This window comes from Flavivirga abyssicola (genome assembly GCF_030540775.2).
In the GTDB taxonomy this organism is placed as follows: Bacteria; Bacteroidota; Bacteroidia; order Flavobacteriales; family Flavobacteriaceae; genus Flavivirga; species Flavivirga abyssicola.
Genome location: NZ_CP141266.1, coordinates 2,171,615 through 2,183,364, shown reverse-complemented (window position 1 = coordinate 2,183,364; position 11,750 = coordinate 2,171,615). Strand labels below are relative to the sequence as shown.

Annotated in this window: 6 protein-coding genes; 5 read left to right on the top strand and 1 reads right to left on the bottom strand. The window is 34.5% G+C overall.

The features are described from left to right. Position 1: 1 nt before the first annotated feature. The 4 genes from Q4Q34_RS09225 to Q4Q34_RS09210 are packed head-to-tail and all read left to right on the top strand — an operon-like array spanning position 2 to position 6,499. Positions 2 to 1,342 (top strand): TolC family protein, encoded by a 1,341-nt coding sequence (locus Q4Q34_RS09225; protein ID WP_303318743.1) that lies wholly within the window; start codon positions 2 to 4, stop codon positions 1,340 to 1,342. Between the two features lie 30 nt (positions 1,343 to 1,372). Beyond that, complete coding sequence (locus Q4Q34_RS09220; protein WP_303318744.1) at positions 1,373 to 1,741, top strand: four helix bundle protein; 369 nt, start codon at positions 1,373 to 1,375, stop codon at positions 1,739 to 1,741. A 30-nt stretch (positions 1,742 to 1,771) separates the two neighbouring features. After that, positions 1,772 to 2,941 carry an efflux RND transporter periplasmic adaptor subunit gene (locus Q4Q34_RS09215; RefSeq protein WP_303318745.1) on the top strand — a complete coding sequence of 390 codons (1,170 nt, stop codon included), beginning with the start codon at positions 1,772 to 1,774 and terminating at the stop codon, positions 2,939 to 2,941. Positions 2,942 to 2,962: 21 nt separating this feature from the next. Then, on the top strand, positions 2,963 to 6,499 hold the full coding sequence (locus Q4Q34_RS09210; protein WP_303318746.1) for an efflux RND transporter permease subunit: 3,537 nt from the start codon (positions 2,963 to 2,965) through the stop codon (positions 6,497 to 6,499). 316 nt (positions 6,500 to 6,815) lie between these two features. On the opposite strand, the gene Q4Q34_RS09205 is transcribed toward Q4Q34_RS09210, so the two are convergent. After that, a complete protein-coding gene (locus Q4Q34_RS09205) occupies positions 6,816 to 9,692 on the bottom strand; it encodes a TonB-dependent receptor (protein WP_303318747.1) in 2,877 nt (958 codons plus the stop codon). A 255-nt stretch (positions 9,693 to 9,947) separates the two neighbouring features. On the opposite strand from Q4Q34_RS09205, the gene aspS reads away from it, so the two are divergent. After that, positions 9,948 to 11,702, top strand: coding sequence for an aspartate--tRNA ligase (aspS, locus tag Q4Q34_RS09200; RefSeq protein WP_303318766.1), 1,755 nt, complete (start codon positions 9,948 to 9,950; stop codon positions 11,700 to 11,702). The last annotated feature ends 48 nt before the right edge of the window (positions 11,703 to 11,750 follow it).

The following is an 11,750-nucleotide window of genomic DNA, read 5'->3' as shown; positions in this document are numbered from 1 at the left end:
AATGAAGAACAAACTAATTTTAATATTTAGTTTATTATGCTCTTTTGCGATTTATTCTCAGGAAGACACTAAAAGCTTCTCTTTACAGGAAGCCATAGACTTTGCATTAGAAAATAATAGAACTGCTAAAAATGCTGCGCTTGATATTAAAGCAGCAGAAAAACAAAAATGGGAAACTACTTCAACCGGTTTACCTCAAATAAGTGGTAGTATCGATTATCAAAACTTTTTAAAACAACAAGTTTCTGTGATCCCTGCCGAGTTTTTTGGGGGCAACCCAGGAGAATTTTCAGAAGTGATATTTGGCACAAAACAAAGTGTCAATGCTTTTGCTAAACTAGAGCAGAAAATTTTTGATGGCTCCTATTTGGTTGGTTTGCAATCGGCTAAAGTGTTTTTAGAAATTTCTAAGAATGCTAAAGAAAAAACCGATTTAGAAGTTAGAAAAGCAGTTATTAACGCCTACGGAAATGTTTTATTAGCAGAAGAGAGTGTAAAAATTTTAGAACGCAACATAGACGTTTTAAAGAAAAACCTCAACGAAACCACTAAAATATATGAAAACGGTTTGGAAGAGGAAGAAAGTGTAGAGCAGTTGCAAATTACATTATCGGGTGTAGAAAGTAATTTAAGCAATACGTCCCGCTTAAAAACTTTAGCATACCAGATGCTTAATATAACTATGGGTACTGAAATAAACTCTAAAACCATATTAACTGATAACTTAGAAAGTTTAACAGCAAATAATATTGTTTTAGAATTAATTGGTGCTGAAGAAAACATAGAAAACACGATTGACTTTAAAATTGCAGAAAATGATAAAACGTCTAAAGAGTTACTTTTAAAATTAGAAAAAAGTAAAGCCTTACCAACACTAAATGCTTTTGTTAATGCTGGCTATTCTACTTTTAGTAATGATTTTGTTTTTACAGATAGTAAGCAAAAGTGGTTTGGTTCTTCTTTATTAGGTGTTACTATGAATATCCCTATTTTTAGTTCTGGTGGCAGAAGTGCATCTACACAACGTGCCAGAATTAATCTTGAAAAGGCAAAAGAAGACTTAACAGAAACTCAGCAAAAATTGAAACTCCAAATAGCATCAGCTAAAAGTGATTATCAGTTTGCTATTGAAGATTACGGCAACAAAAAACAAAACTTAAACTTAGCAGAACGTATCGAACAGAAAAATCAAACAAAGTTTTTTGAAGGGATTGCTTCAAGCTTTGAGCTAAGACAAGCACAAACACAATTATACAGTTCTCAACAAGAATTTTTACAGGCTATGCTTGATGTTATAAATAAAAAGGCTGAATTAGAAACGGTATTAAATAAAGTTGATTAGTTTATTGTTTAAAGTTTAAAAAAATTAAAGATGAAAATATTCTCTTTCGAAAAACTATCCGTTTGGCAAAAATCAAGAAAATTGGCTGTTAAAATATATAAACTAACAAAGAACTTTCCTGAAGATGAGCGTTATGGCTTAATTAGTCAAATGAGAAGGTGTGCCGTATCAATTTCATCAAACATTGCAGAAGGCACTGGAAGACATTCAGCAAAAGACAAAGCTAGGTTTACAGAAATTGCCTTTAGTTCGGCATTGGAACTTTTAAACCAAATAATAATCTCTAATGATTTAGAATTTCTTTCAAATGAGGAGTATGAAAACATTAGACAAGATATTTCAGAAATAACCGCCATGCTTGATGGCTTATATAAATCACAATCAAAAATAAACTTATAAACAAAATCAACCTTTTAAACTCAATTGATAATGAAAAATATATATTCACTAGTAATCGTAACGCTCCTTTTAAACTCTTGTGGAAGCGATAAAAAAATGTCTGTAGAAGATATTATAGCTTCAGGAAATTTAGAACATATAAGGCAAAAGAAAACAGAGTTAGATGCGTCTGCTCAAGAAATTTCTTCGCAATTAAAACAATTAGAATCTGAAATTAAAAAGTTAGACCCTCAGGAAAGAATTCCTCTAATTACAACTTTTGCGGCCAAAGAAGCCGTTTTCAATCACTATGTAGAATTACAAGGAAATGTAAGCACAAAACAAAATCTTGTAATATACCCTGAGTATTCAGGAACCATAACACGGGTTTATGTTAAAGAAGGGCAAAAAGTAGCTAAAGGACAGATATTAGCAAAAATTGATGATGGCGGTTTAGGTCAACAAGTGGCACAGTTACAAATTCAAGCAGACTTAGCAAAAACAACTTTTGAGCGTCAAGAGCGTTTATGGAATCAGAAAATAGGTAGTGAAATTCAGTATTTACAAGCAAAATCTACCTATGAAGCACAGCAAAGAGCCGTTAATCAATTACAACAACAAGTGGCAAAAACTGTGGTTCGCGCACCTTTTTCTGGAACTATAGACGATGTCATTTCAGAACAAGGAAGTGTTGTTGCTCAAGGACAATCTCAGCTTTTCAGAATTGTTAACCTTAAAGATATGTACATTGAAACGGATGTGCCAGAACGTTATATTTCTAATATAACATCTGGGAAAGATGTACAGGTAGAATTCCCTGTACTTGGAAAAAAGATGGACGCTAAAGTTCGTCAGGCAGGAAACTTTATAAACCCTGCAAACCGAACGTTTAAAATTGAAGTTGCTGTTTCGAATAAAGATAAATCTATAAAACCTAATTTAACAGCAAAGCTTAAAATTAACGATTACAAAAACGAAAAAGCCATATTAATCCCTCAAAGTATTATTTCTGAAAATGCCGAAGGGCAACAATATGTATACACAGTAACCGATAAAGTTAAAAACAAAGGAAAAGCAAAACGTGTTATTATAGAAACAGGGAAAACACAAGGCGATTATATTGAAGTGCTTTCTGGTTTAGCAAATGGGAATGAAATTATTGATGAAGGCGCTAGAAGTGTCAAAGATGGACAAGAAGTAAAAATACTTGTTGTAGAATAATCAACCTAATTCTGAAGACTAATGAGTAAAAATAAAAAACAAAAGAAGAAAGTAGATAAGGAGTTTGGTTTATCATCATGGGCCATTAACAATAAAACAACCATGTATGTTTTAATTGCTTTAATCTTGTTTCTTGGTGCTGGGGCTTATTTTAGTATGCCCCGAGAAAGTTTCCCGGAAATTAAAGAAACCAAAATCTATATTAGTTCTGTATACCCAGGGAATACTGCCGAGGATATTGAAAAACTAATAACTGATCCCATTGAAGACAAACTAAAAACAGTTAGTAATGTTGTAGAAATCACCTCAACATCCCAGGAAGATTATTCTATTATTATTGTAGAGTTTGATGAAAATATTTCTGTTGATGCAGCCAAGCAAAAAGTAAAAGATGAAGTAGATACAGAGACTTCGGGTGAAGATTGGCCAACATTTAATGGTGCCAAAGTAGAGCCTAATATTTTCGATTTAAGTATGTCTGAGGAAATTCCAATCCTTAATATTAATATCTCCGGAGATTATCCGATTGATAAATTAAAGGAATATGGAGAATATTTAGAAGACGAAATTGAAAGTTTACAGGAAATCAAACAAGTTGATATTCGTGGTGCTCAGGAAAAAGAAGTAGAAGTCGCTGTAGACATTTATAAAATGATGGCAGCTCAGGTTAGTTTTCAAGACATTATTAATACCATAAGCAATGAAAACATGACCATGTCTGCCGGTAATTTAATTACTAGCGGACAAAGGCGTACGATTAGAATTATTGGAGAAATTGACACACCAGATGAACTCGAAAATTTTGTAGTTAAGTCTGAAAAAAATAATCCTATTTATTTAAAAGATATTGCTCAAGTTACCTTTAAAGATGAGGATAAAACAACTTATGCGAGAGAATTTGGAGATCCTGTTGTGATGCTAGATGTTAAAAAACGTGCAGGAAAAAATATGGTAGCTGCAGCAGAGCAAATAGACGTTATCATTAAAGATGCTGTTGCTGATGTATTTCCTCCAGACTTAAAAGTTACTGTAGCAAACGACCAATCTTCAAAAACCATTGGTCAGGTCGATGATTTGGTAAACAACATCATATTTGGTATCATTCTCGTAGTTACCGTTTTAATGTTCTTCTTAGGGTTTAAAAATGCCTTATTTGTTGGGTTTGCCATCCCCATGTCTATGTTCATGTCACTTATGATCTTAAACATGTTAGGATACACCATGAATACCATGATTCTTTTCGGTCTTATTATGGGACTTGGAATGCTGGTTGATAATGGTATTGTGGTGGTTGAAAACGTGTATCGTTTAATGAGTGAAGAAGGTATGAGCCGTATAGAAGCAGCAAAAAAAGGGATTGGTGAAATTGCTTTCCCAATTATTATATCTACGGCAACAACTGTTGCTGCCTTTATTCCTTTAGGGCTATGGCCAGGTGTTATGGGACAATTTATGATTTATTTCCCAATTACTCTGTCTGTTGTATTAGGCTCCTCGTTGTTTGTGGCTATCTTCTTTAACTCCGTTATGGTATCCCAGTTTATGACGACCGAAGACAAAGAAATGCCTTTAAAAAACATTATCAAGATCTCTGCAATCGTTGGTGGTTTTGGCTTACTCATCATGCTTGTTGGTGGTGCCTATAGAGGTTTGGGATCCTTAATGATAGTCACCGTTATTTTACTTTGGATCTATCGTTTATTCCTAAGAAGTTGGGCTAACGGATTTCAAAATAGTATACTACCCATATGGGAACGCCTTTACGAAAAAACACTTCGCAGTGCATTAAGTGGAAAAAAACCAGCCATTATTGCTATCGGAACATTTGTTTTACTTATTGTAGCTTTTATGGGTTTTGGAGCTTCTGTTGGAAGTCAACGAACAAAAGTTGAGTTTTTCCCAGATAATACACCAAATCAGATTATTGTATATATAGAATACCCAGAAGGTACTGACATTAAAAAAACCAATGCTATTACAAAAGATATTGAAGAGCGTGTTTATAAAATTATAAACGAAGAAGCTTATATGCATGGCGATTTTAATTTCCTAACAGAAAGTGCCGTATCTCAGGTTGGTGAAGGTGCAGGAAACCCACAAACTGATGGGGGTTCGCAAGCAGAAATGCCTCACCGTGGTAAAATAACGGCTACCATGCGTGAGTATAAATTTAGAGATGGTGCCGATAGTAATGTCCTTCTTAAAAAGGTACAGGAAGATTTAAAAGATATTTACCCTGGTGTAGCCATTTCAGTTGAAAAAGATGCCGTAGGACCTCCAGCAGGTTATCCTATAAATCTTGAATTAGAAGGAAACGATTATTCTGAGCTTATCGCCACAGCTGAAAAAATGCGCGATTTTATCAATTCGAAAAATATCCAAGGTATTGACGAATTAAAAATTGATGTTAACAAATCAAAACCATCCATGCAGGTTCAGGTAGACAGGAAAAAAGCCGGAGAATTAGGTGTAACTTCTGGTCAGGTAGGACAACAATTGCGTAATGCTATCTTTGGAGCTAAAGCTGGTATTTACAAAGAAGATGGCGAAGATTATGATATCTATGTGCGTTTTAATGAAGAAAACAGGTATAATACAAGTGCTATTTTCAACCAGAAAATCACTTTCAGAGACCCTGCTAATGGGCAAATAAAAGAGATTCCTGTCTCTACTGTTGCCAAACAAAATAACACCTCTGGATTCAGTGCTATAAAACATAGAGATGTTAGACGTGTGGTAACCTTATATTCTGCTTTAGCACCTGGATTTACAGATGCCGGAGCTATCGTATCTAAAATTCAGAATGAAATGCAAGGTTTCACAGAACAACCTGCATCGGTCAAAGTGGATTATACAGGACAGATTGAAGAACAAAATAAGCAAATGGCATTCTTAATGGGTGCTTTCTTTACAGGTTTAGGTTTAATCTTCTTTATTCTAATTTTCCAATTTAACTCAGTATCAAAACCAGGCATTATTATGCTGGCTATTTTCTTGAGTTTAATAGGTGTATTTGGTGGTATTGTTGCTACTGGTAGTGCCTTTGTAATTATGATGACCATGATGGGTATTATTTCCTTGGCTGGTATTGTAGTAAATAATGGTGTGGTTCTCTTAGATTACACCCAACTTTTAATTGACAGAAAGAAAGTAGAACACGATTTAGAAGATGATCAATATCTTGAAACGTCGGATTTATTAGAAGCTATTGTTAAAGGTGGAAAAGCGCGTTTGCGACCTGTATTATTAACAGCGATTACAACTATTTTAGGATTAATTCCTTTAGCAACTGGGTTTAACATCAACTTCTTTACATTATTTAGTGAGTTCAACCCACATATTTACATGGGGGGTGACAATGTTATTTTCTGGGGTCCATTAGCCTGGACTGTTATTTACGGATTATTTGTTGCTACATTCCTAACATTAATAGTCGTACCAATTTTGTTCTATTTAATAACCAAGTTTAAAATGTGGTTATACAGCAACAGAGCTGCTAAATATAACAAAGTGGTAACACAGGAAGTTTTTGATGAATTGGATAAGATAAACGATTAGAATAATTTCTAATCTAACCCAAACAGCTTGAAACATAGCTGTAATAGAAGTCCTTTACCTTTATAAAGGATTGATTAATAGCAGAAGCACCTCAACGTTAAGTTGAGGTGTTTCATTTTTATTTAATTATAAGTAAATATATGACCTTCGTTTTGTGGAATCGGGAATTGACTAGACACTGGAGATAAATTACCAGCACTGTCATATTCTTGACTTATATCTTCAAGTCTTCCAAAATGTCTCACATCAATCCAACGATATGATATGAAAAAGCCCCATGAATATTCATAGGGCTCATAAATAATATCTTACTTTCTTATTTCAACTTAAAGCTAAGTCTGGCAAAAAGAAATCGTCCGCCTATTCCAAATTGCTGTGCACGCCTAGACCAATCAAAACGACCACTGCTTCTGTTAGTGCCTCCATCAGATAAAACTTCGGCAGCTCTATCTGGATAGATATCTAATAAGTTATTCGCTCCTACCGTTAATGTTAAACTTTCTGAAGCTTTATAACCAAAAGATAAGTCAGTAACTACTTTTGTTCCAAAAACTTGCTGCCTATCAACATTGGTTGTGGCTTCAGTTACCTCTCCGAAATACACATTTCTTAAAAACACATTGAACTTTCCTGTAGTAAAGTTATTAGTTAAGTTTATTTTAGTACGTGGTACTGCTTCTTCTAGATAAACTCTACTATCTTCTGGAAAGTAAGTACTAACCAAACCTGCATCTTCTAAAACCTGAGAGGCTTTTATAGGGCCTACTTTTTTAGTTTTTGAAAACGTTCCAGATAAATCAGATTTTAAATTTGCATTCGTTCCTATATTGGCTTTGTGTGTAATAACAATATCTAAACCTTTAGACTCAGTATCAATGGCATTGGCAAAGAACGATGCTGCTGAGGCATTCGCCTGTGCCAATTCTGCAGCAATGGCAGCACCACTAAACTGTCCTGTATAAACCACACGATCGTCTATGCCTACAAAATAACCATCAACCGTTACAGTTAAATTCGCATTAGGTATTTTGGCAGTAAATCCTAAACTTATACTTTGAGACGTTTCTTCTTTTAATTCTGGTATTCCTAATATTTTTGCAACTCTACTATCATTAGCAAATGTTCCAACTTCTACTGGGTTTCCATTTTGATCAAATATGGTTGACGTAGAATTAAAGTTTAACTGATGTAAAGAAGGCGCTCTAAAACCAGTATTTAATGCGGCTCTAACATTAACATTGTCACTGGCTTTTACTCTAGTTGCTAACTTAAAGTTAATAGTTGATCCGAAATCTGAATAATCTTCAAAGCGGGTAGCAAAACTGGCTAAAAAAGTTTCAGAAAAATCAGCTTCTAAATCAAAATATCCTGCAATGCTACTACGTCCTCTAGATAATTCATTATTAGGACTAAACCCTGGAAATACTTGAGAACCACCAGGTCTGGAATTACCAAAAAAGTCCTGTGATGCTTGTTGAGATGCTAAGGTAATCACTTGGCCTTCTGCTGTATATCTTGAGTATGAGGCTTCTTCTCCTGCTTCTATTTCATAATTTTCCAATCTATATTCTGCTCCAAAAGCGACATTAAGTCCACTAAAAATATCGTCATAAAACTGGTTGATATCTAAGTTAACGGTATTCTGCATAAAGTTAAACCCGCCTGCATCAAATGTTACTGGAGATGCATTCTGAAAAGAGGCATTAAAGGTATTTCCAATAGTATATAAAAAAGCATTCTTTCCCCAGGTATTACTTAAATCTACATTCCAGTCATTTATTTTACCTTTAATTCCAACAGCAAAAGATTTATCTGTAATGGTTGAATTTATTTCCGGTAAAAAACCGTTGATGTATGCTGGAGTGTATGTTCTACTTTGATTCGGCAATCTATAAAAGCCTGCAGAGTTTCCTTTTCTGGAACTTGTTCCTGCAAATGAATATAGTTCAGTTCCATTATCATCTAATGGCAACGATAAGTTAGCAAAAAAGCGTCCCCCTCTTACTTCAGATTGCCCAACACGCATATTAAAATCACTTCTAACCAGTCCTCTGGCAGCCAATTCTGCATCCGTATTATCAGCTTCTAAAATAGGTTGCAAATCTGCTTTAGTACTAGCTCCCCCCAAATTAATTCCAGCAGCATTAGCATATTGTATAACATCGGCCACATCATCATCTAATAAATCTGATAAGTTATAACCATCATTATTAGCAAATCTTTCAACAGTATTATAAAGATTAAAAACATTGCCTTCCCATTCCTTCATTCTACCGTAATCTTCTCTAAAATCAAAATCACCCGTAAAGTTTATAAATCCACCTTTTTCTCCTAAAGGTATACCATAATTAGCACTAATATTAACGGTTTCTCCATCTACACCCCCTGTTTGATCATTGGCATTCTTTGTAAAATTGGCTCCTGTAGTCATATTTAAAGTAAGCTCATTTACATTACTGTTTAGTACAATATTAATAACTCCGGCAATGGCATCTGATCCATATTGAGCTGCAGCACCATCACGTAAAACTTCTAATCGCTGAATGGCTCCAGATGGAATAGCATTTAAATCGGTTCCTACACTACCACGTCCAAAAGTTCCATTAACATTAACCAAAGATGAATTATGTCTTCGTTTTCCGTTAATTAAAACAAGAACTTGATCCGGCCCTAATCCTCTTAATGATGCTGGATCAATATGATCAGTCCCATCAGAAATTGTTTGTGTATTAGACGTGAATGAAGGTGCCACAAAATTTAAAATCTGATTTAAATTCACTTGCGGACCTTGAGATGTTAATTCGGAAATATCAATAACATCTACCGGAACAGGTGTATCAACAGCAGTTCTACTTGGATTTCTCGATCCAATTAAAAGCACCTCATCTAAAGCAACACCCTCCTTTAAAGCGATCGTGACCTTTTGAGAAGAAGACACATTAACTTCTTGGGTATCGTACCCTACGGAAGAGACAACCAGAGTTACCGGGAAGCCTTCTACCGTTAAAGTAAAGTTTCCATCAAAATCAGAAATGGCCCCTGTACTAGTTCCTTTAATAATAATGTTTGCCCCTGCTAAAGGCAAATTTGTTTCGCCATCTGTTACCGTACCTGAAACCTGTTGCGAAAAAGCCATTACAGGTATAAAAAATAACAGTGTTAAAAACAATTTGAATTGTAAAAATTTGCTCATAATTTTTTTTATTTGAGTTAGTTCTTCTAAATATGCAAAAAATATATGAATATTCATACAAAAAAACCTACTAATTCATTGTTTAATAAAAAACATTAATGGATTCTAATAATGAAATAAATCTGTTTTTATTTAAATCTTTGTAAAAAACGTTATACTGCAAAGTAATATCTTCATAAATTTGCAACCTGTTTAATGCATTCACTTCTGTTAATTAACTTGAAAGCAGATAGGAATGCACTTCAATTTTCAACTATGTATAGAAGTCATAATTGTGGTGAATTAAAAGCTGCAAATATAAATGAAGAAGTCACCCTGGCGGGCTGGGTTCAGAAGTCTCGTGATAAAGGGTTTATTGTTTGGATAGATTTACGAGATCGTTATGGAATTACACAATTGGTTTTTGATGAAGAGCGTACTTCGAAAGAGATGCTGCAACAAGCTCAAAACCTGGGCCGTGAATTTGTAATTCAAGTTAAAGGCACTGTTATTGAACGTGCTTCAAAAAACCCTAATATACCAACTGGAGATATTGAAATATTAGTTTCTGAATTAAATATATTAAACGAAGCTATACTTCCCCCTTTTACCATAGAAGATAAAACAGATGGTGGTGAGGATTTACGTATGAAATATCGCTATTTAGATATTCGTAGAAACCCTGTAAAAGAGAGTTTAATTTTTAGGCACAAAGTCACTCAGGAAGTTAGAAACTATTTATCTGAAGAAGGTTTTATTGAAGTTGAAACGCCTTATTTAATTAAGTCGACACCTGAAGGCGCTCGCGATTTTGTAGTACCATCGCGTATGAATGAAGGTGAGTTTTACGCCTTACCTCAATCACCACAAACTTTTAAGCAATTGCTTATGGTTGGTGGTATGGATAAATATTTTCAAATTGTAAAATGTTTTAGAGATGAAGATTTGCGTGCTGATAGACAACCAGAATTCACACAAATAGATTGTGAAATGGCGTTTATTGAGCAAGAAGATATTTTAAATGCTTTTGAAGGGTTAACACGTCATCTGCTTAAAAAAGTGAATGGTGTTGACATAGAAAAATTTCCAAGAATGCTTTATGATGATGCGATGCGTTTATATGGCAACGATAAACCAGACATTCGTTTTGGTATGGAATTTGGCGAGCTTAATGCCGTTGCACAACATAAAGATTTTGGTGTTTTTAATAATGCAGAACTGGTTGTTGGAATTGCAGTTCCTGGAGGAAATAGTTATACCAGAAAAGAGATAGATAAATTAATTGATTGGGTAAAACGCCCACAAGTTGGCGCTTTAGGCATGGTATATTGCCGTTGTAATGATGATGGCTCTTTTAAATCTTCGGTCGATAAGTTTTACGATCAAGAAGACTTGGCAAAATGGGCAGAAGTTACCCATGCAAAAGCAGGCGATTTAATTTGTGTATTATCTGGTAATACAAATAAAGTACGTACACAATTAAGTGCCTTACGTATGGAATTAGCCGAACGTTTAGGTTTACGTAAACCAGATGAGTTTGCACCACTATGGGTTATGGACTTTCCTTTATTAGAATGGGATGAAGATACAGAACGCTACCATGCCATGCATCACCCATTTACCTCACCAAAACCTGGACAATTAGAATTATTAAAAACGAATCCCGGTGATGTAAAAGCCAATGCTTACGATTTAGTTTTAAATGGAAACGAAATTGGAGGGGGTTCTATAAGGATTCATGATAAGGAAACACAATCTTTAATGTTTGATTATTTAGGGTTTACCCCAGAGGAAGCCAAAGCGCAATTTGGGTTTTTAATGGATGCCTTTCAATATGGTGCACCGCCGCATGGTGGTTTAGCTTTTGGATTGGATAGATTGGTTGCTATTTTAGGCGGACAAGAAACCATTAGAGATTTTATTGCGTTCCCTAAAAACAATTCTGGAAGAGACGTTATGATAGATGCGCCTGCTCCAATTGACGATGAACAGTTAACAGAGTTAAGTTTAAAACTTAATTTGAAATCATAAAATTTAAATCCTGCTTTTTTGCAGGATTTTTTTTAGTAATTTTATAAA

Coding starts and splice junctions, on each gene's coding strand:
- Q4Q34_RS09215 (WP_303318745.1), top strand. CDS start 1,772: ATGAAAAATATATATTCACTAGTAATCGTAACGCTCCTTTTAAACTCT.
- aspS (WP_303318766.1), top strand. CDS start 9,948: ATGTATAGAAGTCATAATTGTGGTGAATTAAAAGCTGCAAATATAAAT.
- Q4Q34_RS09210 (WP_303318746.1), top strand. CDS start 2,963: ATGAGTAAAAATAAAAAACAAAAGAAGAAAGTAGATAAGGAGTTTGGT.
- Q4Q34_RS09205 (WP_303318747.1), bottom strand. CDS start 9,692: ATGAGCAAATTTTTACAATTCAAATTGTTTTTAACACTGTTATTTTTT.
- Q4Q34_RS09225 (WP_303318743.1), top strand. CDS start 2: ATGAAGAACAAACTAATTTTAATATTTAGTTTATTATGCTCTTTTGCG.
- Q4Q34_RS09220 (WP_303318744.1), top strand. CDS start 1,373: ATGAAAATATTCTCTTTCGAAAAACTATCCGTTTGGCAAAAATCAAGA.